The organism is Sulfurospirillum sp. E15m (assembly GCF_059415145.1).
This window is the reverse complement of sequence record NZ_JCAHZS010000007.1, coordinates 129,958-153,619: the sequence shown is the minus strand read 5'-3', so window position 1 is coordinate 153,619 and position 23,662 is coordinate 129,958. Positions and strand designations below refer to the sequence as shown.

Here is a 23,662-nt window from a genome sequence, read left to right as displayed (position 1 = left end):
AAGACATATCATAAGTTTAAAATTTGATTGAGTTTACCCTCAAAATGAGAAGGTTAGATTCAAATTTTGTCTTGAGAGAGAATATTAAAATTTTTATAGTTCCCCTAAACGGTATCCTACTTCTTTAATCATCTCAATAGCACCCTCAGGTAATTTTTTACGTAATCGTTTAATGAGTGCACGCATATTGAGTACACTGGTCTCTTCGCCTTCCCAAACATACTCTTCAAGTTCGTTAAACGTGATGACACGGTGTCGGTCTTTGATAAAAAGGTCTAAAAACATGCACTCTTTTTTTGCGAGTTTTATCTCTTCATTATTCGGGTCAAACAAGCGGTGATTGACAAGGTCGTAGTTGTAGCCTATCCACAATGCGATAGTTTGGGATGGCTTGTGGCAGAGCTTTTTGACTTTTTGCACCAACTCATAAATGAAAAAAGGCTTTTTAAGGTAATCATCACAGCCAATTTCATAAGACATCTGAATTTTCTCTAAGTCATGATTGGAGCTGATGATAATGGCTGGTATGTCCTTGTGGTATAACCGAATGGTCTCTAAAATAGAGATGCCATCAATGGAGGGAACATTAATATCCAGAATAAAACAGTGATAACCGCGGTTTAATGCGTCTAATGCTTGTTCGCCATCCATAAACACATCCACACTATAACCCTCTTTGATGAGGACACTTTTAATCACATTGGCAAGGCGTTCGTTATCTTCTAAGACTAAAATTTTCATAGTTCACTTCCTAAAATGATTGTAAAACATGCACCTTCGCCATGATTGGAAGCGAAAATGCGACCACCCATCTTATCTTCGATGATAAGTCTTGACATATAAAGTCCTATCCCGTGTCCTTGTTCTTTGGTTGTAAAGTAAGCATTAAAAATGTGAGGGAGCTTATCTTCAGGTATGCCTCCTGCGTTATCTTCAATCGTGATAAAGAGGTATTTCGTTTGATTGTAAAGCGTGATATGAATGAGCCCTCGTTTAATTTTTTTGGCGTCGCGCGCCTCTTTGATTTCGTCTTTTGCGTTATTGACAATGTTTAAAAGGGTTTGCATAAACTCATTTTTATAGCCACTAATCATTAAATTCGTTGCATTGCTGACATCAACGGTCACATCAATGTAATTGTATTTAATCGTATGGTTAATGATTTTAAGCATGGTTTCGACTGCCTCGCTCGCGTCGAACACTGTTTTAGTCGTTGAAGGCATAATAAATTTTTGAAAATCATTGATGGTGTCGGTCATATAGCGTACTTGCACCATAATGTCATGGACGTATTGATTGTTTTGTTCATCATCTTGCGCTTCACAACTGTAAACATGCTCTTGCGCAATCGTGGCTATTTCGACTAAAGGATTTTTCCATTGGTGTGCAATGGAAGAAAAAATCTCCCCGATTTCGGCCAGCTTAGACTGTTGGATGATAAACTGCTGATGTTTATTTTTTTGCAATTCAATCGCGCGTAACTCTTTTTCAGAACGAATCCGCATATAAATGTTGTGAATCAACCCTAAAATAAGAAAGACTAAAAAAGGTGATATCAAGAAAACGGCATCTATAAACTTGCGATATTTATCAAAAAACGTTTGAGGTGCATTGACCAAATCAAATTTTTTGACGGCACTGTTGGGGTAAATGTCAAATTGTTTCAATTTCTGAACGTCAAATTGGTAGCTATATTCGTTAAAAACTTGAACGGTGAGGGGTGCTACTTTGTGGTCTAAAATATTAATTGCCATTTGCCCCGTTTGCATTCCTAAATTTTTAACAAGAACCAACTTCCCGCCAATAGCACCTTTACCGATAAAGAGTGTATCGGTGATAAAGACAGGCAACTCGCTTTTGTTAATCATAGAAGCGATTTGACTGTTCTTATACAGATTCCCATTGCGGTCATTGTAAAAACGAATAAAAAAGACGGCTTCATCAGGGTTAGGTTTAGAAAAACGCTCTTCAAGTTCTGTGAGTGTTGATTGGCGGATGTATTCAATTTCAAATTGCGCATTATGCTCGTGGATGGCTTCTTTGATAAACGGTTCACTATCATCGCCATTAGCGCTGGTGTCATTAATGATGTAGAGTTTTTTAAGATGCGGTAGCATTTTAGAAATCATCGGAATGGTCTCAGGAATGGCACGTTTTTCTAAAATACCATACATCCTGTCTTCAATCTGTTGTGCGCGTGCGTCGTTAGGATCAAACTGCTCCAAACCCGTAAATAAAACAGGTTCGTTTGTAAAAAGCTTATGGTAGTATTTGATAACAAAGTCGTATGCAAAATTATCCAAAGCGATGATGAGGTCATAATTATGTTTTTTGAGTTGAAGTTTATAGAGTTCGCGAAGCTTGGTGTAATACTCTTCAGAGCTGATGCGCTTAGAGTCCATATACCAAACATTGATAGTGATTTCGGGATGATTGTAAAAGACTTTTTCCATACCAGAGAGCACATCGTCGCTCCACTGAAAGCCTCGATGGTAAGAGTTTATAATGAGGATTTTTTTATCATGGGCGAAAAGCGGCAAAGCACCCAGAAGCATGATCAAACTGATCAAAAGAATTTTTTTCATCCTGTCCTCTGCTTAAAATTTTGGGAGGTCATTATAACACCAACCTTTTTACATGTAAAGGTGCTCCATCCTATGCCGCCAAGCAGGATGGAGCATTTTTTTAATACTCTAAGAACATTTTTTGAAGTGCTTTTTTATCGTTGGTTTTCGTAAGTCCCAACATTAAAAGAACACGTGCTTTTTGTGGATTAAGCGTAGTGGTTGCAATAAAACCATACTTCGCATCATCGACTTCACCTTCAAGGGTTGTACTTCCACTTCCGACACGGCTACTACGAGCGACAACCACACCTTTTTTAACTGCTTCTGCGAGTGCATCTTGAGTTAAAGGGAAAGGATTGCCATTACCCATACCTGCATGAATGATGCCTTTTGCGCCTGCAGCAACAGCTGCTTTTACCATGACGTCTGTATCACTTGGATGTCCATAAACGATATCAACACGTGGTAAATCTTCAAGTTTACTGACATCAAATTCAGTTGCAACGGTGTGTTTACGTGTTGGTTGCATATAATACTCTACATTGCCGTAATAAACCGTACCAATTTTACCTGAGTTTGGCGAAGCAAAAGCATTCACGGATGTTGTGTTTACTTTAGTGACTTCTCTTGCACTGTGGATTTCATCGTTCATAACAACTACAACACCTTTACCGGTTGTCTCTTTGTTGATAGCGACATTGACTGCGTTAAAAAGGTTCATCGGACCATCTGCACTCATAGATGTTGAGGAACGCATTGCCGCTACAAATACAACAGGTTTTTTACTTTTAACAGTTAAATCAAGAAAGTATGAAGTCTCTTCAACGGTATCGGTTCCGTGTGTAATGACAACGCCGTCAATATCCGGTTGTGCTAAAAGCTCATTGACACGTTTTGCAAGTTTTAACCAGACTTGGTTGGTCATCTCTTGTGAACCAATATTAGAGATTTGCTCACCTTTAATGGTTGCCATTTTATTGATTTCTGGTACCGCGGCTAAGAGTTTATCTACGGTAACAGCACCCGCTGAATAAGAGCTTTTAAGCTCAGACGTTCCCGCTCCTGCAATCGTTCCGCCCGTTGCTAAAATGGCAATCGTTGGTTTTGCCATGAGTGAAGAGGCACCAATAAGTGCAACCATAAGTGATGTTTTAAGAAAATTCATCCTAATACTCCTTTTTGTAAAGTTGGTTTACATGTAAATAACACGGCTTATGAGCATTGCCCAAAAGCCGTTATAAAAAGAGTTCCCTAAGGGCTCTTTTACAGAATCATACCGCCGATAACAAAGGCAAAAACAACAGAAAGAGCAATCGCAATAACACCAGGAATGATGAATGGATGGTTAAATACAAATTTACCGATACGCGTTGAGCCTGTATCATCCATTTCAACCGCTGCGATGAGTGTTGGATACGTTGGAAGAACAAAAAGCGCGCTTACAGCCGCAAAAGATGCTACAACAGTTAGAGGTGAAACTCCTAGCAACAATGCACTTGGAATCAACGCTTTTGTCGTTGCTGCTTGTGAATAAAGAAGCGTACTTGCAAAGAAAAGAACCACTGCTAACATCCATGGATAAACATTTAAAAGGTCACCGGCAACTGCTTTAATTTGAGCGATGTGGTTAGCTACAAATGTATCACCAAGCCATGCAACACCTAAAACACAGATACATGCGCTCATACCTGATTTAAACGTTGCAGAGTTAAGTACTTGTGCACATTCGATTTTCGTAAAGAAAGAGATGAATGTTGCTGCTGCAAACATGAAAAGCATAATCGCTTCGTTTCTTGGAACAACAGGGTGTTTAATAACGCCTACTTTATCACTAATCAATGTCGCATAGGTAACAACTGCTAGGATAGAGATAAGGAAAATCGCAACAGAAAGCTTGGCACCTGGTTTGATTTCAAGTTTTGTAGCGCCTCTTGTTTTAACTAAGCCTTTTGCCAATCTTTCTTGATAAACAGGATCATCTTTAAGCTCTTTACCTAAAAAGTTAGAAACAAATGCTGCGACCATACATGCTAAAAACGATGAAGGAATACAGACAGCTAAGAGTTCAAGATAACCGATACCTTGTTTTTCCAACGCACCGCTTAAGAAAACAACAGCCGCAGAAATTGGAGAAGCTGTAATGGCAATTTGTGAAGCAACAACCGCGATACTCAAAGGACGAGACGGGCGAATGCCTTGCTCTTTTGCTACTTCTGCAATAACAGGTAAGGTTGAAAACGCTGTATGACCGGTTCCTGCAAAAAATGTCATAACATACGTCACGATAGGAGCTAGGAAAGTGATTTGTTTAGGGTTTTTGCGTAAGATTTTTTCCGCAATACTGACCATATAATCCAGTCCGCCTGCTACTTGCATCGCACCAATGGCTGCAATAACAGACATAATGATAAGAATAACATCGATAGGAATTGATCCTAATTTTAAGCCCATGCCAAGTGTTAAAACAAGAACACCTAGCCCTCCAGCATACCCAATACCAATACTACCAAGTCTTGCACCAAAAAAGATGGCGGCAAGAACGACAATGACTTCTAACCATAACATGGTAACTCCTTTTAATAGGTTTCTTTCATGGTTTAAAAGAACCATCAAAGAAACCTAACGTTGGGGCATTTCTGCCCCAAATCGTTGTTAGCGTTTTTCGAATTTATCTTTCTCTGAAAGACCAAAGTTACGAGGTTTAATCATATTTTCTGGTTTGATAATGTCATCAAGTTCTTCTTTTTTGAGAAGTCCTTTTTCCAAAACGATGTCATAAACAGAACCACCACTATCAAGTGCTTCTTTAGCCACTTTGGTTGAGTTTTCATATCCGATAAATGGGTTAAGTGCTGTTACAAGACCGATACTATTAAGTACCAATGCTTTACATCTCTCAGGATTTGCAGTAATTCCATCAACGCAGGTGTAAGCCAACGTCTCAAATGCATTTTTCATCATGTTGATAGAGTTGAAAATGTTAAACGCGATAACCGGTTCAAATACGTTTAGTTGAAGCTGACCGCCTTCACATGCCATAGTAACTGTGATGTCTGAACCAATGACTTGGAAACAAACTTGGTTTACTACTTCTGGGATAACAGGATTGACTTTACCCGGCATAATGGAGCTACCTGGTTGCATTGCTGGAAGGTTGATTTCGCCAAAGCCTGTACGAGGGCCAGAGCTAAGTAAGCGAAGGTCGTTACAAATTTTTGACATTTTGGTTGCAACGCGTTTAAGAACACCAGAGATTTGTACATAAGCACCTGTATCTTGGGTTGCTTCAACTAAGTCACCTGCTGTTACAAAAGGGCGACCTGTCACTTCTTGAAGTTTAGCTTCAACCGTTTTTGCATAATCAGGATGCGCGTTGATACCTGTACCAATCGCTGTGGCACCCATGTTGATTTCACGAACCAATTGTCTTGCTTCGCTTACACGTTGAACGTCTTCACCAATCATAACGGCATACGTTCTAAATTCTTGCTCCAATGTCATAGGAACAGCGTCTTGCAATTGGGTTCTACCCATTTTGATAACATCTTTAAATTCTGTTGCTTTTTTTGCAAAAGAGTCTTTAATGATGACCATAGATTCGTTAAGTTCTCCAAGTTTTTCATAAAGTGCGATTCTTAGAGCTGTTGGGTAGGCGTCGTTTGTTGATTGAGAGAGGTTTACATCGTTGTTTGGGTGTAGGAATTTATACTCGCCTTTTTGGTGTCCCATCAGCTCTAAGCCGATATTCGCAATGACTTCGTTGGCATTCATATTGGTTGAAGTACCCGCTCCGCCTTGGATCATATCTACCACGAATTGGTCGTGGTATCTACCTGCAATGATCTCGTCGCACGCTTCACAGATAGCGTTTTTCTTGTTCTCTGCCAAAAGTTCTAGTTCAAAGTTTGCCAAAGCGGCTGCTTTTTTAACTTTTGCCAAAGAGATAATAAAAGTAGGGAAACTTTTTAAAGTAACACCTGTAATGTGAAAGTTCTCAGCCGCACGTGCGGTTTGAACACCATAATAACATTCGTTTGAAATTTCTTTATCACCGATAAGGTCATGTTCGATTCTAGTAGACATTTTGTCTCCTTAAGATTTAAAGGTGATGGAAGTTTAAACCTCTAAAGAGACTTGAAAATGACTTTTCGGCATTTTTTTAAAAAATATTTGAAAGATGCTAATTAATTTTAATATCTAAAAAATATGCAGATAAAAGCTTACATGTAAAAAAGAAGAGGAAGATGCCTTAATTGCTTTTTAGGATAATTTAGGATAAAAAGCACCGGAGGTGCGCGGGCTTCCTGTCGAAGGAAACCCAGCGCTAGCGAAGAGCTTGAAGCTTTGCTGTGAGCACGTCTAAAAAATACGTTAGAGTTTAACGAATTTGTCTTTTTCTGAAAGACCAAAATTTCGGGGTTGAATCATGTTTTCTGGCTTGATAATCTCATCGAGTTCTTCTTTAGCCAACAAACCTTTTTCCAAAACGATGTCATACACAGAACCACCTGTTGCGAGTGCTTCTTTGGCGACCATTGTGGAGTTTTCATAGCCTAAATAAGGATTAAGCGCCGTGACCAAACCGATACTGTTTAAAACAAGCGATTTACAACGTTCCGTATTGGCTGTGATGCCATCGACGCAACTATATGCCAACGTTTCAAACGCATTTTTCATCATATTGATAGAATTAAAAAGGTTAAACGCGATGACAGGTTCAAACACATTGAGTTGAAGCTGACCGCCTTCACACGCCATGGTCACGGTGATATCTGAACCAATGACTTGGAAGCAGACTTGATTCACCACTTCTGGGATAACGGGATTGACTTTTCCCGGCATGATGGAGCTGCCCGGTTGCATCGCTGGAAGGTTGATTTCGCCAAAACCGGTACGAGGACCAGAGCTTAGAAGACGTAAATCGTTGCAGATTTTTGACATTTTGGTGGCAACGCGTTTAAGCACACCCGATACTTGCACGTACGCCCCCGTGTCTTGGGTTGCTTCAATAAGGTCGCTTGCGGTGATAAAAGGGCGTCCCGTCACTTCTTGGAGTTTGGCTTCAACCGTTTTGGCATAATCAGGGTGCGCGTTAATACCTGTACCAATCGCCGTTGCGCCCATATTGATTTCACGAACCAACTGTTTGGCTTCATGCACACGCTCGATATCTTCGCCTATCATAATGGCATAGGTTCTAAATTCTTGCTCCAATGTCATAGGAACAGCGTCTTGCAGTTGGGTGCGACCCATTTTAATGACATCTTTAAACTCGCTGGCTTTTTTAGCAAATGACTTTTTGATAATCGCCATAGACTCACCAAGTTCGCCCAGTTTCTCAAATAAAGCAATGCGAAGCGCGGTAGGGTAGGCGTCATTTGTGGATTGAGAGAGATTGACATCGTTGTTTGGATGGAGAAATTTGTACTCACCTTTTTGGTGTCCCATCAGTTCCAAGCCGATGTTGGCAATGACTTCGTTGGCATTCATATTGGTAGATGTTCCCGCTCCGCCTTGAATCATATCGACCACGAACTGGTCGTGGAATTTGCCTGATATAATCAGGTCGCATGCTTCAACAATGGCATTTTTCTTTGGTTCAGAGAGTAAATTAAGTTCATAATTGGCAAGGGCTGCTGCTTTTTTAACGTTGGCTAAAGAGGTGATAAAGGTTGGAAAGTTGGAAAGGGTAACCCCCGTGATGTGAAAGTTCTCTGCCGCACGCGCGGTTTGAACACCATAATAACATTCGTTTGAAATTTCTTTGTCGCCGATTAGATCGTGTTCGATTCTAGTAGACACACATTCTCCTTGTGATTGTAAATTCACTTTCGCGTCTCATTATAACATGAGCGCATTGTAAAATCTTTACATGTAAAGATTACTTTTTTGCAATGCCCACTTTTTGAGGTCGGATAGTCAAATCAGTCACAACACCCTTGATTTGTAATACATCTAAGATACTTTGTGCAATGGTTTCAGGCAGTAAATGGGTATTTTCATCGTCACTTGGAGCAAAATGTAAGTTGTTGAAAAAAGGTGTTTGGGTCATATCGGGATTGATAGAGGTGACTTTTACACCACTTTTACGCACTTCCTCAAAAAGGCAGTGCCCAAAATCACGTAATCCACTTTTGGTAGCGGTATACAAAGCCGAGTATTTTGCATGGCGGGTAGCCTCGATGGACGTAATATTGATGATATGACCACTTTGTGTTTGTAATGAGCGCAAGCAAAGGCTTGAGAGCATGATAGGCGCACTCAAATTAACATCTATCAGGTTTTTGATTTTAGCAACGCTTAGTGTTTCATGGGGGTCAAACAATCCAATACCTGCGCAGTTGATAAGTACATCGACTTCATGGGTTTTAAGCCACGACTTAACGACAGTTTCAAGCTTCTCACCATCTCGTAGGTCACAGAGTATGTCTGCTTCGTTTCGCCCGATATTAAACACCTCATAGCCTTTACATGTAAGCGTGTTTTTAATCGCTTTACCAATGCCGCTACTACCACCGCTCATTAACACTGTTTTCATTGTTTTCCTTATCATTGTGCAATCGTCGCGAAGAAAAAACCTGAATGAAACACTTTGAGCCGATGGGATAAAAAGCATATGTGTTTTAGGGTTCCCATCGTGTCTCAACCTTGTTGAGAAAAGGTTTGTTTCGAAAGCTGACGATTATTTATTTTATCGCTATATGTCTTTAACATCGCTTCCTCAAAAGCTTCATTATCAGTATACTCATGCCCGAAAACCTTTTGCCACAAACTCTCATCTTCCATGCATAAATAAAAAAAGACATCCTTGTGCCAAGGCTTAAAAGCTTGGTAGAGTGTGCTAAACATCTCTTCTTTGAGTGAAAGAGGGTAGGAGTATTTGCCGTTAGCATCGACAAGCGGCATTTGCAGAATTTTACTGTTCTGCGCTCTTAAGCGGATTTTTTTTAGAACAGGCTTGATGAACGTGAGCGTTCCCATGGAAACGAGCGCGACCTCTTTGCATGTAAAAAGGTTCGTCAGTTCATGAGCGATAGCAGTGTAGGCTTCTTGCCAGCCTTCAAATAAAACAATAGGGTGAAAATGAAATCCAACGAGCACGCCTTTATCTGCCAAAGCTCTAGCACTTTGGATGCGCGCTTTCAAGCTTGCGGCACGCTTTTCTTCATTGTCGATGATGACCTGCGGATTGAGTGACCATGTACAGATAACATTTTTGGGTACGTTGTTTTCCAAAAGATAAGCGATATTATCAGACTTGCTTTTGAGTTCTACAATCACGTTAGGGTGTTTGCGAGCAAAAGCAAAAAGCGCTTCTAAAACACCCACGCGGTTGCCCCACATCAGTGAATCCGATGATTGACCTGTGCCGATGTGATACGTTTTTGTGGGGTCAAGTTCTAGACGTTCTAGTTTTTGCGCGAATGTTTTGTCAAATGTGATGGTGTTGTTTTTGTAAAAGCTCTGAATCGAACAGTACGAGCAGTCAAATCCACAACTCTCCACAGCGTCCAAGGTCATTAAGTTGCAACAACGTGTTTTAGGCGAAGCCACAGGACAACTGCCAAGACCCAAACTCTCTTTTTTGACTTCTACGACCTTGAAGCTCTCTTTTTGAAAATCTATCGGCGTTTGAGGGTAGCGTTTCAGGTTGGTTTTTAATGCTTCGTAATGGTTTTGAAGGTGCGTCAGTGTCTCTTTTTTATGTTCTTTATCTTCCCAGAGCATGGCAATATCTTCATTCCACATTTGTAAATCAATGGCGATAATGATGCAATTTTGAATTTCAGAAAAACTCAAACGATAGGTATTGGCCTTGTTCCGTAAGAACGTTTGCGTTTTTACATGTAATTTTTCAAATGCCGTATTTTCACAGGCTTTTTCAAAATGCGCTTGTCTATCATCTAACATATTTTCCCCATAATTTTAAACTTTTGTTTATCCAGTTTCCCACATCACTTTTGCTTGGAATGCTCCCATCGCAATAATCAGAGACGACCTTAAAGACGTACCTTTCAATGGTGTTTGGAATGGCATCTAAAAAGGCTTTCGCTTCCATATCGACCAGTGTCGTTTTTATGGAGGAATCGCTGTAAGTCGCGCACTCGACACGGTTGCTCACGACGGGAGCCCCGAAACGCTCCGCTTTTTCGTCCCGACGGAGCGAAAGTGTTTCGTTTGGACTTCGGCGCATGCCTTTTTCAATAGGATTTTTATGGCTTGAAAGTGTTGCAAAAGGAATACCTAGATTTTTATGTGAAGTGCAAAAGAATGTGCCTTTAGCGATAGTCGCATCCGTGCATCCTGCGATGCCCACATTGATGGCAACTTCGGGCTCATAAAGGCTCAATGCATACGTAAGTGCCGCTTGTGTGTTTTCACTTCCCATACCTGAGACGATAAGCGCGACGTTTTCGTTTTCATACAGGTTGTACGGTTGCTTGGCTGTACATGTAAGCCCAAAGTACCCAACGATGGGCTTGGCTTCGGCGACAAGGGCAGTATGAATAAGAATAGAAATGGTACGCACGGATAAACCTTTATTTTTATGTGGTCATTATAGACAATCTTTGAAAAAATTGCTATAATTATCCTATCCCCTAGTATAGGATATAAAATGTCACAACATACTTCACACGACGAGGTTGTCAAACGGCTCAAACGCGCCCACGGGCATCTGCATAGCGTCATCGCGATGCTTGAAAGTGAGCGTTCGTGTACCGATATCGCACAACAACTGCATGCCGTCGAAAAGGCTGTCAATAACGCTAAAAAATTACTCATTCACGATCATATCGATCATTGTTTAGATGGAGCCGTGGGTGAGGGGAGTTTGAGTTCCAAAGAGATTCTCAACGAATTTAAACTCATTACAAAATACCTCTAGAGAAAAATATGGATATTACTTCTTTGATTAGTGAGGGTGCAAACCTCTGGATTTTACTGCCGAGTGCCATCGTTTTAGGCGCTTTGCATGGGCTTGAGCCAGGACATTCCAAGACGATGATGGCTTCTTTTATTATCGCGATTCGAGGAAGCGTCTGGCAAGCCGCGATGCTTGGCGTTGCAGCTACGATTTCGCATACGGCGATTGTTTGGATCATCGCGTTAGCAGGTCTTTATTTTGGAGCACAGTACAGCGACGGCGCCATCGAGCCTTATTTGCAAATTGCCTCTTCCATCATTATCTTAGCCATTGCCGCGTGGATGATACGCCAAACCTATAAAGACCAACACGCATGCTTAAATCATTGCCATGACGACCATCATCACCATCACGATGAAATCTTCACGATAGAGACGCAAGTGGGTGTTATCGAACTGTCGATTTTTGAAGAGAACCAGCCACCGAAATTTTACATCAAAAGTGATGTGCAATCTTCTTTGGCGCACGATAAAATCATTCTTCAAACCGAGCGCAAAGATGGAAGCGTTCAATCCTTTTCGTTTGCCCGTCACGGTGATGGTTTAGAGTCTTTGGAAGCAATCCCCGAGCCGCATGAATTTATCGCTCGCCTTTTTTTCACGCACGAGGGTGAGAGCGAACACTACGACGTTGAGTTTGTCGAACACCATCACGAACACGTTCATGAGGAGCTTGTCGGTCTTGATATCACGGCACCTGGCTACCAAGACGCGCACGAACTTGCCCACGCCAATGATATTCGCAAACGCTTTGCCAATCAAGAAGTCACGAACTTTCAAATTCTTCTTTTTGGATTGACAGGTGGACTTATTCCATGTCCTGCAACCATCACGGTCTTACTGTTGTGCCTTCATCTCAAAAAAGTGACGATGGGTGCCGTATTGGTGTTAGGCTTTAGTATCGGGTTGGCACTCACGTTGGTGCTTACGGGCGTTATTGCAGCGCTAAGTATTCGTTACATGTCAAAGCGATTTAGCGGTTTTGGCGATATCGTGAGAAAAGCGCCTTATTTTTCCAGTGCGATTATTGTTTTAATTGGTCTGTATATCGGATATGAGGGATTGTCGCATTTAGGTTAGGAGATATTTCAAAAGGATGAAAAATGAAGCGTCTTTTGCTCATTGAAGACGATGAAGAGTTTGCATGTTTGATTCAGGCTTTTTTGGCTCAACGAAGCTTACATGTTGATATGTGTAATGATCCTTTTTTAGCTCTTGTTACGCCACTTGAGCCGTACAGCCTTATTCTTTTAGATTTAGGCTTACCAGGGATGGACGGTTTGGAGGTGTGCAGAGAGCTAAGAAAAAAGAGTCAAATCCCTATCATCATCTCTTCGGCTCGAAACAGCACTGCCGACAAAGTCATGGGGCTTCAAATCGGCGCGGACGATTATCTACCAAAACCGTATGACCCAGATGAGCTTTACGCACGCATTAGTAGTTTGCTTCGCCGTGTCAATGCATTTAGCAACGAAAAGCAGAAAAGGGCTTTTATGATTGACGCACAAGCCCATGACGTCATTTTTTTAGAGCATCCTTTGCTGCTGACCGAAGCGGAATTTGAAGTCGCTTCGCAATTGGTAAAACAAAACGGCCATGTTATCTCAAAAGAGCAGTTGCTCTACGATGCTCCTGCCATCTCTTCGATGGAAGGAAAAAGTTTGGAGATGATTATCAGTAAGATTCGTGCTAAAGTAAAGCCATATTCTTCGAAAGAACACATCGTCGCATTGCGAGGAAGGGGGTATCGTCTTGTTGAATAATATCAAACGCTCACTTTTAGGGCAAATTCGCTTGCTATTTGTTGTATCTTTTGTCGTTATTCTTGGATTGTGGGGCTATTTTTATCTGCGCCAAACACATTTGCAAAATGAGCACGCCATGGCACGTTACTTTAGTATCGCAAGTTCATTACAACCTTTTTTGTTTCAGTCGTATCCTTTAACGAACAAAGAGCTGCAAGAGTATCATGTAACTTTGTTTACGCAAGCGCTTAGCACCAAAGCCAAGATACAAGAGCACAGAGGCGACGATATCAAAGGGTTTACGATTTTTGAGGAGAACGGAAAACACATTTTACACGTGTATAACCCTATCGGAGAGATTTACCTTGAAGATAAAGAAGAGGATTATACCCTTAGCCTCATTCATACCATTTTTTTAGCTCTCCTTGGCATCCAAAGCATTTTGTTGGTTGTTTCACAAAGACTGTTGCATCCAATTTTAGAGATGGGGCAAAAACTTAAAGAGCTTCAACAGGGTGATTTTTCAAAATTGTCCATTCATTCTTCCTATAAAGAGTTACAACAAATCGAGCATTCCTACAATCATGCGATTGATTATATTCATTACTTGGTGCAAACCAGAGAGATGTTCAATAAAATATTGATGCATGAGCTTAAAACACCACTTGCAAAAGGGATGTTTTACCTGAAAAATGTACCCTCAACACAAAGTCATGCAGATATCAAAAAGGTGTTTGAAACCATTAATTCGCAACTCGATACCTTCCGCATGCTCGAAGAACTCATCGCCTATAAAGGGGAGGTCTCATGCGAGGAACACTCTGTTGTAACCGTCTTAAATCACGCTATAAAAACCTTACATGTAAAGAAAGATGAAACGATAGATGTTCATCAAAGTTGTGAAACCTGTTTGATACAAGGCGATGGCGCATTATGGCAGATTTGTTTTAAAAACCTCATGGACAATGCTTTGCGTTATTCGCCCAATCATCATGTTTTTATTGAATGCTCACAGACGGCTATAACGTTTGTGAATGAAGGTGAGCCTTTACCCCTAGATATTTCTGCTCCTATTCGTGATTGGAAAATAGAGCGCTCAAAAAATCATCGAAGTACAAGCGGATATGGTTTTGGGTTATTTATTGTTAAAAATATTATTGAATTGCACGGGTACACTTTGCGTTATCATTATGAAAATCACCGTCTCGCTTTAAGTATCCAAATCTAAACGCTATTTACCTTCATTTACCTTCGCTTGGGAAAGAGGTTACCTTCATCTTTTATACTTTCATCATATATCAAAAAAAGGATTAACGATGAAAGCAAAACTTATCACACTTGGTTTAACGGTTATGGTAGCATCAAGCTCTCTGTATGCTTTTGGAGGAGTGCAAGGGTGGAATTGCGATAGTAAGCAAAACAGAATGCCTTTTTCGCAACCCATGTCTTTTAACGGTAACAGTATGCGAGACATTATGATGACGCTCTCTAGCATGGACTTATCCAAAACGCAATGGAGTGAAATTCGAAAAGTGATGTTTGAGATGCGCGATCAGCACTTTGATGCATCGGCTGAAAAAGCATCGGTAGAGGTGATTCATAAAGACGGCAGTTTTGACAAAGAGCATTTTATCAAAAACAGAACGTCTTTGTCCAAAGAGATGATTGATACTCAAGCCAAGAGTATCGAAAAAATCTTAAGTATCCTCACAGAAGCTCAACGTAAATCGTTAGCCGACAAGCTTGCGATTTAAGGAGCCGTTATGACACGCTATACATCACGCTCCATCTTCCTCCATTGGCTTAGTGGGGGATTGCTTGCATTTCTTTTGGTGACGGGTACGTTCGTTTTATCCGATATCCCCAATACGGTTGAAAAACTTGGTTCTTTGAAAATACATATGATTTTAGGCATCGTTGCGACGCTAGTAAGCGTGGTGCGCATTTTTGTCATCATTAAATCGCCAAAGCCCGAAGTATTGCTGATGAGTCCATTGCGCGCTAAGCTCATGCACGCCAATCATATAGCGATTTACGCGGTTATTCTTGCTGTTGGAATAAGCGGCCTTATGTTGGCGCAAAGTGCTTCTTTAGGTCAGATGATTTTTTTTGGAGTAGAAAAAGAGTTATACAGTAGTTTTCACGATTTTGGCGTGGGAGTCGTGCATGGTTTTTTAACCAAAGTGCTTCTCTTTTTAGTTGTGATGCATATTGTAGGAGTGTTTTCTTATACGCTAAGTCATCAGAGCAACATTATAAAACGCATGTGGTTTTAAAGGAGTATAGATGCGTAAATATAATTTTTTAGGAACTTTGATATTAGGTACTGCTATTGCATGCACTAGTTTGGTTGCAGAGGAAAAGACAGCCGATGATTTGGTCGCAAGCATGCAAAAAGAAGACATTACTTACGCGCAACTCATGAGCGGAATGGGTATGGCGTATGAGAGTATTCAAAACGGTGTCATCAGCATGAATAAGCTGCTGGTTGATCGAGGAATCTATTTTATCCGTACCCATCCTGCTCCCAAACAAAAGCCATGGGTGATTATGGATAAAGAGGACCAAGAGGGATTTAAAGCGATGTTGGTCTATTACGATAAAAAGATGGACGAAGATGTTGCTGTTATTGAAAAAGCAACACAGCAAAAAGATTGGATCAAAGCTTATGAAGGTGCGAAAGAGCTAGGCAATAGCTGTCTTTCGTGCCATATGGCGTCTAAAGATAACGTCAAATACGTGATGAAGTAATCTCTTATCAAAGAGAGTCTATTCTCTCTTTGATTGGATGCATTTTTACTACACATGTGAACTTACATGTAAAAACTACTGCATCACCTCAAATCCCGAAAGTGCCGCACCGACGGCGCCGATGAGTTGGGGATGATTTGGAATGATGATTTTACGCTCAAGTTTAAGTTCAAGCATATGGTGCAAGAAAGGATTGAGTGCGCCACCACCCGTGAAGACGATGCAGTCATCTTCTTTCACGACAAATTTTTTAGCCATGGATGCCAAACGAGAGGCGATGGATTCATGCACGCCATAGCAAATATTTGCTAGCTTCTCTTTTTTGGCGATGAGCGAGATGACCTCGGATTCTGCAAAAACGGCGCACATGCTTGAAATGGTCAGTTCCTTGTCGTACGCAAACCCAGCTTTGGCAAAGGCTTCCATCTCCAAGCCTAAGCGATTGGCGGCGATCTCTAAAAATTTGCCCGTACCAGCCGCACATTTGTCGTTCATACGAAAGTCGGTAAAGCCACCATCATCGCCCATTTTGATGACTTTGCTGTCTTGTCCGCCTAAGTCGATGACGGTTTTGACCTCATTGTGAAAAAAGTATGCCCCTTTGGCATGCGCTTTGATTTCACTGATGACAGGAGCTCCATGTGAATCTGCTAGCATATGCCGTCCGTAGCCCGTGGCGACGAGCATCTTAACCTCTTTGTCCGCCAAATACTCGCCCACGATGACATCTTGATTAAAAATGGTTGGGATCACCGCATGATGGGTGATCTCCTTCTCTTTTCCGATACCGATGATTTTTGTATAGGTTGAGCCTATATCCACGCCCCAAAACATTATTTTGACTGGAACGCTTGCGCTTTTTGTTTAAACGTAATGCTCTCCAAAAAGGCCTCCACACGGGTTTTGATCTGTCCTGCATCTTCCGGTGAGTAGTCCGACTCAATGACGAGGCACGGGATGCCTTCTTTCGCTAAGGCTTCGGTCACAAGGTGTGATTCGACATTGTAGGTGTGGCAGAAAGAGAGCGTGTAATAAATCACACCATCAGCTTTTCTATCTTTGTACATTTGCACGATTTTATCGGTTCTACCTTGATTTGGCGTGAAGCAGGCACAGTCGATTTTAGAGTAGCGTTTCATCAAGCGTTCGTAAAGTTCATCTTCGCTCTGAACGCCTTCGATGTCCACATTGTCTTTAAAGTAACGATGACCGATGCAACCTTCTTCATTGATGATGCACGCCCCTGAGCCCTCAACGGCGGTGTGAAGTTTCCAGTTTGGAGGAGCAATTGGAGTACCTAAAACCATGATACGAGGCGTATTTTCAGGAAAAACGCTCACTTTTTCTTTGATGCGCTCATCCAGTTCATCGCAGAGCTCATTCACTTTTTCTGTAAAGCGTTTTGGGTCATCTAAAAAGCTCATTTGGCTGATGAAAAGCGCGTCTTTACCGCTAATAGGCATAACGTCTGGGTGCATACCACGAAGCGTATCAAGACGTTTCATCGCGTCGCGTTTAGCGTTGATGACTTTAACGCCTTCAAGCATCTCGGCAAGGCTGAGCTTTTTCTCCGCTACTTCTTCGATGTGCTCTTTAAACTCTTTAATCTCCTCTTGCCACATTTTTAGGTCACGTTCGCGTTTCATGTGAGGAATATTCATCACATGCACAGGGTGGTGTTTGCCCAAAAGTTCCCATGTTTTTTTCTTCGCTTCACAAGTGGTTTCACCGTAGATAAAATCAGCGGATTGGGTGTACGCACAGGTGTGTTGGAGTTTGAAGCCATAAGCGGATTTGATGAGCGGGCAGATGTTGCGAGGCAGTTCGCTTTCCGCGTCTGCAATAGGAGGATTGGCCCCGCCACAGAGTCCAAAACACGCTCCGCCTGCACCGACAACAATTTCTTCGGGAACGAAGATACAAAACGTCCCCACGGCAGGTTTTTTTTGTGCTTTAAGTGCGTTAATCTCAGCAATGCGTTCGGCTTGGATTTCACTCATAAACCAGTCAAAATACGCCATCGCTTTGGGACGATTGGGTTGGCTCATAAAACCTGCTTGATACCCTGCAAGTCCCATGCCCATCATTTTTGCGTGACGTTCAACATCAACACCAATACTTTCGAGTAAATCTTTATGGAGTTCAACACCCATTTTGTTTCCTTGTATGAAAATGTAGTGCTGTGTGGGTTTACATGTAAAGCGGTAAGCAGAAAAAAGAGTGCTACTTCATGTATGTCTAAGCCTTAGACTAACAGCAATTAATGTATTGTATAGCACTCAAGATTAAAATTTGGTAAATTATACTTTACCAAATTAAGAGATAATTTCTCCGTTTATAAGAAATTTTCCACCCACACGTCCAACATTTTCCAGTGTTACATGTAACGCTTCATCGATGACGTCATCGGCATAATAAGCATGCTCTACTAGCAGTAAACACGGCGTGGTTTCACTGCCTTTTATGGGCATGGTTTTAACAAAACTGCAAAAGAGTGCGGCTTTAGTTTTGTGAACCATCATGGGATACTCTGCGATGATTTTCTCCCCTTCAATTCCAAACGTTTTAAATTCACTCTGCTCGTAATCAAGTGCTTGAGCGCTTTGACTCATCACCTCTTTGAGCTCTTTGGAGACAAAATTAATAGTGACTTTTGAGCCTGCTAAAAAGTTCGCCAGTGTGTCTTTAGGATTTCCATTTTCTTTTTTGCCGATGGAGACAATGAGCATCGGAGGATTGGAAGAAAGCGGTATAAAATAGCTAAAAGGAGCTAGGTTGGTGATGCCTTCATGTTCGGTGCTGATCCACGCAATGGGGCGAGGCGTGACAGTGTTGGAGATGAGTTTATAGATGCTATTGACATCTAGTTTTGAAAAGTCTAAAAGCATGATTTTCCTTTTACATGTAAAAAGCAATTTTAGCATAGAAAATCAGTGTTTATCGGTATGTTTTTTGCTTTTAACTCTTTGCAATCAGCCTTTTTAAACGTATCGTTAGGGGGGTGAAAAATGTATGTACATGAAAGCGGCGTGAATTATACGCTTTATCTTCAAAATGACAAATTTGCAAATGAATTTCTTAATGAACATTCATTGTTTATTGGGATAGCAGGTGAAAACTATGCTCAAGATACAGCATCATCGGATTTAGGAAGTTACCTCAAAAAAGTGGTCGATAGTGTTCCCGAACTTAAAGCAGCCATGGACACAAGCAGTGCGAGTCTTACCGTTTTTATCTTACCCGAAAGCACCTCTTCTGTTGTTAAAGATGCCGTAAGCCAAACCACTGATAAAATGCTCGATGAAGGTACGGATGAAACTATTCTCAAAAGTATTTTGGGTATTGTAAAAGATAATTATTCTTTTGATATCGAATATGGTCCCGCTGTTTCACATATTAAAAATGACACAGTAAACTATGATATGGACGCACTCAACACTGTTCTTTCTAAATTCAAAGATATTTATAGCTCGAACACTGAACTTGCAAATGGACTGGGTAAGTTTTCCCAGTATGTGAATGAAATCTACGATTTTTTAAAGCATGAAGCCAATCCTACAAGCGATGAAGAAATAGCGAATGCTACAACAGATGAGACGAAAAATGATTTGGTTGATACTTTAATGCAAGAGATGGATAAGAGCGAAGAGGACAAAACATTTGGAGATAAAGAACTGGATAAAAAACTCTACAAAAAGTACATCAAATCTTTAACCACTACACTTAAGGGCAACTTACTTCAACAAAGCAGTTAAGCCATTTTTTTACATGTAAAGACTAACGTCTAGTATGCTACAATCTCATATTTATTTTACATGTAGGATTTTTCGTGGATATTTTGCAATCGGTTATTATGGGAATCGTGGAAGGTTTTACCGAATTTTTGCCTATCTCTTCTACTGGGCATATGATTATCGTAGGTGATTGGCTGGGTGTCAAGCAAGACAGTGTGGTAAAGGCGTATGAGATTATCATTCAGTTTGCGGCGATTTTAGCCGTTGTGCTCAATTATAAAGAAAAATTTTCTCCCAAAAAAATTACTTTATGGATGAAACTAGCGGTTGCTTTTTTCCCTTTAGGCGCGGTAGGGTTTTTATTTGCAAAGCAAGTCAAAGCGATGTTTAGCATCGAGATTGTGGCGTTGATGTTTATTATCGGCGGTATCATTTTTTTAGTGGTCGAAAAATTTTACAAACCCAAAGAGCATTTTATTGACGATGTGGAAAAAGTGAGTTATAAACAAGCCCTTTGGATTGGTGTCGCCCAAGTGTTTGCCCTCATTCCTGGTACGAGTAGAGCAGGCTCAACCATTATCGGCGCGATGTTGGTAGGGCTGACACGCAAAGCCAGCGCAGAGTTTTCATTTCTTCTTGCGTTCCCCGTTATGTGCGCAACTACTGCATACGATTTGGTGAAACATCGCCATGAACTCTTTACCGATGCCAATTTTACAGTCCTTGTGGTAGGATTTGTGGTTGCGTTTATCGTCGCCTATGCGACTATCAAACTCTTTTTGAAATTTTTAGAGAATTTTACGTTTGTCGGGTTTGGTATTTACCGCATTGTGTTTGGTTTGGTACTCTTAGCGTTTTATTAAGCTTCTTATCGTGAGAGAGACAAAGACAGCGTTCATGTTTGTCTTTGTCTCTAAAAAAGTTTGATAATTTCTTCTTCGCTGATACTCTCTTTGATAATCACCTGAATACCCCCCGTTGCGAGTGTATTTTTGAGCCCTTGTCCTAAGGCAGAAGTCAAGAAAAAATTAACTCCGTGTTGTTGAAAAATAGGGGTTAATGAGAGGGGTGGTTTTGCTTCTTGAAAATACACAGGATTGTCTATACAAAGAGAATTTTCAATATGTCGGTCTTGAACGGTAAAGATAAAGATGTATTTGCCTTTAGGGCTTAAATGCGTAAAATGCGCTTTATCATCACAGCAAAAGGCAACGGTATAACGATCTCTTTTGACTTCAAGGTGAAGCTGATGCCCGCATAAAAGTGCTAAAGCGACTTTTTGTCGTGCCATTTTGATAATACGTGCAAATGTCGGGCGCGAGACTTCCATTTTTGCCGCGGCATCTTCTTGGTACAACCCTAATAAATCCATCAAATACAACGCTTCAATCTCTTCAGGTATCAAGGTGACAGGTTCATCTTGCACATTGCCCTTGGGAGTAAAACGGGTGACAATAGGCTGATAAGAGGTCAATCGTTTGCATTTCTGACGTGGCATTAGCATACCTTGTGTATAAATTATTAAGGTATCTTAGCATATTTTGGTTGAATATACTTGACATATGTTCATTTAAAGTGCTATTATTTTGAACATATGACCAATTAAGGAGTTTTATTATGATTGCTGCTGCTGTTAAAACCGATAAAGAAAAGGGTGTTTTATCACCACTTTTTGGGAAAGCGAAGTTCTTTTCAATTATTGATGATGTGGGAAACATTACCACGTATAAAAATACATTTGAAGGTGGTATGAAAGTAGCCCGTTGGATAAAAGGCTTAGGCGTGACAATACTTATCGCGAACCATTTAGGAGAAAAGCCGTTTCATGCGCTTCAAAATGCAGGCATTAAAGTCTATTTTGCAGGGAAAGAACGTATTGAACTAGACGATGCTTTAGAAAAAATGAAAGCTGGTGAACTCGAAGAGGTCAATAGTACAAATTATATGGCTCTTCTCGGTGAGGAGGCAGATGAACATAATAAAGCCCATGCAAAGCATTCATGTTGTGGACATAGCCATCGCCATGGAAATGAAAATGCACTCTCTAAAAAAACGGCTCATCGAGGAAGTCATTTTCACCTTTAAAAGCTTTCATTGGGGTATTTACATGTAAGATAGAGAAAAAGTAACACTCTGTGACATAAATGTTTAAAATAAAAGCATTTGCTTTACATGTAACCGTAATTATCATGTTATAGTTATAAATTATAATCATTTTAAATTACGTGTTTAAGGGGTTTGAGATGTTTTTTCAAAAAAAAGAGCCTGAAGAGCTTTATACCCTGAGAAAAGAGATAGAAGCACTCAAAGCTGAAAATGTACTGCTTCAATCCTTGATACAATTTTCGCAAGAAGAGATGATTGTCGTTGTGGATAAATCGCGCACGATTGTCATGCAAAATGATTTAGCCAAAGCAACCATTAAAGACCCTGTAAAACTCGGTTCTTCTTTGAATGAAAACGATCAATCTATCAGCATGGACGGATGCCAAGGTGCGGTATCGTCAAAACGTTTAAATGCCGATTTGGTAGCGTATAGCATCATCAAAACCGATGTCCGCAATGCCAAAGATAGCAATATCCTTACAATGCATCAAAACTCAATTGCAGGCGCACTTAAAAACTCTCAAGCTACTTTTTCCGAAATATTAGAAGACCTCAAAATAATGAAAGAAGAGTCTGCTCAAATCTCACTTGAATCAAGAGAAGGACTCGACCTTGCAAGTAAATCTTCCTCTGCGATGGATAAACTTAGCGTATTGATGAATGATGTTGTCGGTAACGCAAAATCGCTTTTAGAGAGAAGCAAAGAGATATCAAGCGTGGTTCAGCTTATCGAAGATATTGCCGACCAAACGAATCTTTTAGCGTTGAATGCAGCGATTGAAGCCGCACGCGCGGGGGAACACGGACGAGGGTTTGCCGTTGTTGCCGATGAAGTACGCAATTTAGCAGAACGCACTCAAAAAGCAACCAAAGAGATAGCCATGGTTGTTCAAACTATGCAACAAGAATCTTCTGATACCGAGCAAAGTACGATGGAAGTCAGCAAAATTGCTCAGACAACAAAAACACATACGGATGATTTAAAAAGAAAAATTGTCTCTTTTGAAAAAAATGCAACGCGCTCAACATTTGAGGTGAGCCACTTAAGCGATAAAATATTTGCCTCTTTAGCAAAAATTGACCATGTTATTTACAAAAACAATGTCTATGCACTTCTTTTTGGCGAAAAAAATGAGTTTAAAGCCTCAACGCACCACGACTGTCGTCTGGGACATTGGTACGAAAACGGCATTGGTAAAGAGGAGTTTCATAGCACGCCTTCGTATGGTAAACTTGAAAATCCTCACGCGAAAGTTCATGAGATTGCCAATCGTTTGGCGAAAGAGTGTGGCGGAGATAAAGCCATCTGCTCTAAAGCAGAAATTGAAGCAATGGTCAAAGAGATTGAACATGCAAGTGGCGATGTCTTCGTGACACTCGATGCTATGGTAGAAGAAAAAGCAAAAACCCTGATGCTTGAAGCAAAAGAGCATCTTTTTGATAAATCGATAAAGGTATGAGCATGAGTAAAGTGATCAAAGTAGCCGTGATTGACGATGAGCAAGACATCTTGGATATGATTGAAAAATATCTTAAACGTTCATCGGGATTTGATGTAACACTCTTTAACAACCCTCACAACGCAGTTTCGCGCATTGATAAAAGTTATGACGTGGTTCTTCTTGATATCATGATGCCACAAATGAACGGCTTGGATGTTTTAAAGTCGCTTCACGATAAAGCGCCTCAGCTTAAAATTATTATGATGACAGCGTATTCAACGTTGGATAAAGTCTTAAAATCGCATCGAGAAGGTGCAACACACTATATTATGAAACCATTTTCTTCTATGAAAGCGTTAGAAGAGAAGATATTAGAATTGGTTCAGTAAGAG

At 40.7% G+C, this 23,662-nt stretch carries 25 protein-coding genes and 1 pseudogene; 13 read left to right on the top strand and 13 right to left on the bottom strand.

The features are described 5' to 3' along the window. Window positions 1–93: 93 nt before the first annotated feature. The 9 genes from AC5SLP_RS10655 to AC5SLP_RS10615 form a co-directional block, all read right to left on the bottom strand. On the bottom strand, window positions 94–741 hold the full coding sequence (locus tag AC5SLP_RS10655) for a response regulator transcription factor (RefSeq protein ID WP_495255128.1): 648 nt from the start codon (window positions 739–741) through the stop codon (window positions 94–96). Beyond that, on the bottom strand, window positions 738–2,585 hold the full coding sequence (locus AC5SLP_RS10650) for a sensor histidine kinase (RefSeq protein WP_495255127.1): 1,848 nt from the start codon (window positions 2,583–2,585) through the stop codon (window positions 738–740). The genes AC5SLP_RS10655 and AC5SLP_RS10650 overlap by 4 nt, the downstream gene beginning before the upstream one ends. A gap of 100 nt (window positions 2,586–2,685) precedes the next feature. Continuing rightward, window positions 2,686–3,708: a type II asparaginase gene (locus AC5SLP_RS10645; protein ID WP_495255156.1), complete on the bottom strand. Its 1,023-nt coding sequence runs from the start codon at window positions 3,706–3,708 to the stop codon at window positions 2,686–2,688. Between the two features lie 122 nt (window positions 3,709–3,830). Then, window positions 3,831–5,132, bottom strand: coding sequence for an anaerobic C4-dicarboxylate transporter (locus AC5SLP_RS10640; RefSeq protein WP_495255126.1), 1,302 nt, complete (start codon window positions 5,130–5,132; stop codon window positions 3,831–3,833). Between the two features lie 87 nt (window positions 5,133–5,219). After that, window positions 5,220–6,650, bottom strand: a complete 1,431-nt coding sequence (gene aspA, locus AC5SLP_RS10635) for an aspartate ammonia-lyase (protein ID WP_495255125.1) — start codon at window positions 6,648–6,650, stop codon at window positions 5,220–5,222. A 288-nt stretch (window positions 6,651–6,938) separates the two neighbouring features. Continuing rightward, window positions 6,939–8,369, bottom strand: coding sequence for an aspartate ammonia-lyase (gene aspA, locus AC5SLP_RS10630; protein ID WP_495255124.1), 1,431 nt, complete (start codon window positions 8,367–8,369; stop codon window positions 6,939–6,941). A 79-nt stretch (window positions 8,370–8,448) separates the two neighbouring features. After that, window positions 8,449–9,105 carry an SDR family NAD(P)-dependent oxidoreductase gene (locus tag AC5SLP_RS10625; protein WP_495255123.1) on the bottom strand — a complete coding sequence of 219 codons (657 nt, stop codon included), beginning with the start codon at window positions 9,103–9,105 and terminating at the stop codon, window positions 8,449–8,451. A 104-nt stretch (window positions 9,106–9,209) separates the two neighbouring features. Beyond that, entirely contained in the window at window positions 9,210–10,478 is a 1,269-nt protein-coding gene (locus AC5SLP_RS10620; RefSeq protein WP_495255122.1) for an SPL family radical SAM protein, read from the bottom strand. After that, window positions 10,468–11,097 (bottom strand): phosphorylase family protein, encoded by a 630-nt coding sequence (locus AC5SLP_RS10615; RefSeq protein WP_495255121.1) that lies wholly within the window; start codon window positions 11,095–11,097, stop codon window positions 10,468–10,470. The genes AC5SLP_RS10620 and AC5SLP_RS10615 overlap by 11 nt, the downstream gene beginning before the upstream one ends. A gap of 87 nt (window positions 11,098–11,184) precedes the next feature. Here AC5SLP_RS10615 and AC5SLP_RS10610 point away from each other — a divergent pair, with 87 nt between their 5' ends. The 7 genes from AC5SLP_RS10610 (at window position 11,185) to AC5SLP_RS10580 (ending at window position 15,988) form a co-directional block, all read left to right on the top strand. Further along, a complete protein-coding gene (locus AC5SLP_RS10610) occupies window positions 11,185–11,454 on the top strand; it encodes a metal-sensing transcriptional repressor (protein WP_495255120.1) in 270 nt (89 codons plus the stop codon). 8 nt (window positions 11,455–11,462) lie between these two features. After that, window positions 11,463–12,572 (top strand): nickel/cobalt efflux transporter, encoded by a 1,110-nt coding sequence (locus AC5SLP_RS10605; RefSeq protein WP_495255119.1) that lies wholly within the window; start codon window positions 11,463–11,465, stop codon window positions 12,570–12,572. A gap of 23 nt (window positions 12,573–12,595) precedes the next feature. Continuing rightward, on the top strand, window positions 12,596–13,255 hold the full coding sequence (locus tag AC5SLP_RS10600) for a response regulator transcription factor (protein WP_495255118.1): 660 nt from the start codon (window positions 12,596–12,598) through the stop codon (window positions 13,253–13,255). Next, window positions 13,245–14,465 carry an ATP-binding protein gene (locus tag AC5SLP_RS10595; protein ID WP_495255117.1) on the top strand — a complete coding sequence of 407 codons (1,221 nt, stop codon included), beginning with the start codon at window positions 13,245–13,247 and terminating at the stop codon, window positions 14,463–14,465. The genes AC5SLP_RS10600 and AC5SLP_RS10595 overlap by 11 nt, the downstream gene beginning before the upstream one ends. Window positions 14,466–14,553: 88 nt before the next feature. Beyond that, window positions 14,554–14,991 (top strand): hypothetical protein, encoded by a 438-nt coding sequence (locus AC5SLP_RS10590; RefSeq protein ID WP_495255116.1) that lies wholly within the window; start codon window positions 14,554–14,556, stop codon window positions 14,989–14,991. Window positions 14,992–15,000: 9 nt separating this feature from the next. After that, entirely contained in the window at window positions 15,001–15,513 is a 513-nt protein-coding gene (locus AC5SLP_RS10585; protein ID WP_495255115.1) for a cytochrome b, read from the top strand. Between the two features lie 10 nt (window positions 15,514–15,523). Continuing rightward, window positions 15,524–15,988, top strand: coding sequence for a hypothetical protein (locus tag AC5SLP_RS10580; protein ID WP_495255114.1), 465 nt, complete (start codon window positions 15,524–15,526; stop codon window positions 15,986–15,988). Between the two features lie 75 nt (window positions 15,989–16,063). On the opposite strand, the gene AC5SLP_RS10575 is transcribed toward AC5SLP_RS10580, so the two are convergent. The 3 genes from AC5SLP_RS10575 to AC5SLP_RS10565 form a co-directional block, all read right to left on the bottom strand. Further along, on the bottom strand, window positions 16,064–16,810 hold the full coding sequence (locus tag AC5SLP_RS10575) for an acyl-CoA dehydratase activase (protein WP_495255113.1): 747 nt from the start codon (window positions 16,808–16,810) through the stop codon (window positions 16,064–16,066). An 11-nt stretch (window positions 16,811–16,821) separates the two neighbouring features. Then, entirely contained in the window at window positions 16,822–18,141 is a 1,320-nt protein-coding gene (locus AC5SLP_RS10570) for a double-cubane-cluster-containing anaerobic reductase (RefSeq protein ID WP_495255112.1), read from the bottom strand. A gap of 162 nt (window positions 18,142–18,303) precedes the next feature. Continuing rightward, window positions 18,304–18,876, bottom strand: a complete 573-nt coding sequence (locus AC5SLP_RS10565; RefSeq protein ID WP_495255111.1) for a flavin reductase family protein — start codon at window positions 18,874–18,876, stop codon at window positions 18,304–18,306. A 120-nt stretch (window positions 18,877–18,996) separates the two neighbouring features. Here AC5SLP_RS10565 and AC5SLP_RS10560 point away from each other — a divergent pair, with 120 nt between their 5' ends. Continuing rightward, window positions 18,997–19,743 (top strand): hypothetical protein, encoded by a 747-nt coding sequence (locus tag AC5SLP_RS10560; RefSeq protein ID WP_495255110.1) that lies wholly within the window; start codon window positions 18,997–18,999, stop codon window positions 19,741–19,743. 74 nt (window positions 19,744–19,817) lie between these two features. Beyond that, on the top strand, window positions 19,818–20,585 hold the full coding sequence (locus tag AC5SLP_RS10555; RefSeq protein ID WP_495255109.1) for an undecaprenyl-diphosphate phosphatase: 768 nt from the start codon (window positions 19,818–19,820) through the stop codon (window positions 20,583–20,585). Window positions 20,586–20,635: 50 nt separating this feature from the next. Here AC5SLP_RS10555 and AC5SLP_RS10550 read toward each other — a convergent pair whose 3' ends face one another. Beyond that, on the bottom strand, window positions 20,636–21,220 hold the full coding sequence (locus AC5SLP_RS10550) for a DUF134 domain-containing protein (RefSeq protein ID WP_495255108.1): 585 nt from the start codon (window positions 21,218–21,220) through the stop codon (window positions 20,636–20,638). Between the two features lie 119 nt (window positions 21,221–21,339). Between AC5SLP_RS10550 and AC5SLP_RS10545 the strand changes: the two genes are divergently transcribed. The 4 genes and pseudogenes from AC5SLP_RS10545 (at window position 21,340) to AC5SLP_RS10530 (ending at window position 23,659) form a co-directional block, all read left to right on the top strand. Then, window positions 21,340–21,807 (top strand): NifB/NifX family molybdenum-iron cluster-binding protein, encoded by a 468-nt coding sequence (locus AC5SLP_RS10545; RefSeq protein WP_495255107.1) that lies wholly within the window; start codon window positions 21,340–21,342, stop codon window positions 21,805–21,807. Window positions 21,808–21,965: 158 nt separating this feature from the next. Continuing rightward, window positions 21,966–22,859, top strand: a pseudogene (locus AC5SLP_RS10540) (methyl-accepting chemotaxis protein); the annotation flags it as partial. Between the two features lie 3 nt (window positions 22,860–22,862). Beyond that, the gene (locus tag AC5SLP_RS10535) at window positions 22,863–23,288 is read left to right on the top strand and encodes a CZB domain-containing protein (protein ID WP_495255155.1); all 426 of its coding nucleotides are present in this window, start codon (window positions 22,863–22,865) and stop codon (window positions 23,286–23,288) included. Window positions 23,289–23,290: 2 nt separating this feature from the next. Next, complete coding sequence (locus AC5SLP_RS10530) at window positions 23,291–23,659, top strand: response regulator (RefSeq protein WP_495255106.1); 369 nt, start codon at window positions 23,291–23,293, stop codon at window positions 23,657–23,659. Window positions 23,660–23,662 lie beyond the last annotated feature (3 nt).

What these genes read in the sequence shown, in the direction of transcription:
- AC5SLP_RS10655 (WP_495255128.1), bottom strand. Translation starts at nt 741, where the DNA reads ATGAAAATTTTAGTCTTAGAAGATAACGAACGCCTTGCCAATGTGATT.
- AC5SLP_RS10650 (WP_495255127.1), bottom strand. Translation starts at nt 2,585, where the DNA reads ATGAAAAAAATTCTTTTGATCAGTTTGATCATGCTTCTGGGTGCTTTG.
- AC5SLP_RS10645 (WP_495255156.1), bottom strand. Translation starts at nt 3,708, where the DNA reads ATGGTTGCACTTATTGGTGCCTCTTCACTCATGGCAAAACCAACGATT.
- AC5SLP_RS10640 (WP_495255126.1), bottom strand. Translation starts at nt 5,132, where the DNA reads ATGTTATGGTTAGAAGTCATTGTCGTTCTTGCCGCCATCTTTTTTGGT.
- aspA (WP_495255125.1), bottom strand. Translation starts at nt 6,650, where the DNA reads ATGTCTACTAGAATCGAACATGACCTTATCGGTGATAAAGAAATTTCA.
- AC5SLP_RS10625 (WP_495255123.1), bottom strand. Translation starts at nt 9,105, where the DNA reads ATGAAAACAGTGTTAATGAGCGGTGGTAGTAGCGGCATTGGTAAAGCG.
- AC5SLP_RS10620 (WP_495255122.1), bottom strand. Translation starts at nt 10,478, where the DNA reads ATGTTAGATGATAGACAAGCGCATTTTGAAAAAGCCTGTGAAAATACG.
- AC5SLP_RS10610 (WP_495255120.1), top strand. Translation starts at nt 11,185, where the DNA reads ATGTCACAACATACTTCACACGACGAGGTTGTCAAACGGCTCAAACGC.
- AC5SLP_RS10605 (WP_495255119.1), top strand. Translation starts at nt 11,463, where the DNA reads ATGGATATTACTTCTTTGATTAGTGAGGGTGCAAACCTCTGGATTTTA.
- AC5SLP_RS10600 (WP_495255118.1), top strand. Translation starts at nt 12,596, where the DNA reads ATGAAGCGTCTTTTGCTCATTGAAGACGATGAAGAGTTTGCATGTTTG.
- AC5SLP_RS10590 (WP_495255116.1), top strand. Translation starts at nt 14,554, where the DNA reads ATGAAAGCAAAACTTATCACACTTGGTTTAACGGTTATGGTAGCATCA.
- AC5SLP_RS10585 (WP_495255115.1), top strand. Translation starts at nt 15,001, where the DNA reads ATGACACGCTATACATCACGCTCCATCTTCCTCCATTGGCTTAGTGGG.
- AC5SLP_RS10580 (WP_495255114.1), top strand. Translation starts at nt 15,524, where the DNA reads ATGCGTAAATATAATTTTTTAGGAACTTTGATATTAGGTACTGCTATT.
- AC5SLP_RS10570 (WP_495255112.1), bottom strand. Translation starts at nt 18,141, where the DNA reads ATGGGTGTTGAACTCCATAAAGATTTACTCGAAAGTATTGGTGTTGAT.
- AC5SLP_RS10565 (WP_495255111.1), bottom strand. Translation starts at nt 18,876, where the DNA reads ATGCTTTTAGACTTTTCAAAACTAGATGTCAATAGCATCTATAAACTC.
- AC5SLP_RS10560 (WP_495255110.1), top strand. Translation starts at nt 18,997, where the DNA reads ATGTATGTACATGAAAGCGGCGTGAATTATACGCTTTATCTTCAAAAT.
- AC5SLP_RS10550 (WP_495255108.1), bottom strand. Translation starts at nt 21,220, where the DNA reads ATGCCACGTCAGAAATGCAAACGATTGACCTCTTATCAGCCTATTGTC.
- AC5SLP_RS10545 (WP_495255107.1), top strand. Translation starts at nt 21,340, where the DNA reads ATGATTGCTGCTGCTGTTAAAACCGATAAAGAAAAGGGTGTTTTATCA.
- AC5SLP_RS10530 (WP_495255106.1), top strand. Translation starts at nt 23,291, where the DNA reads ATGAGTAAAGTGATCAAAGTAGCCGTGATTGACGATGAGCAAGACATC.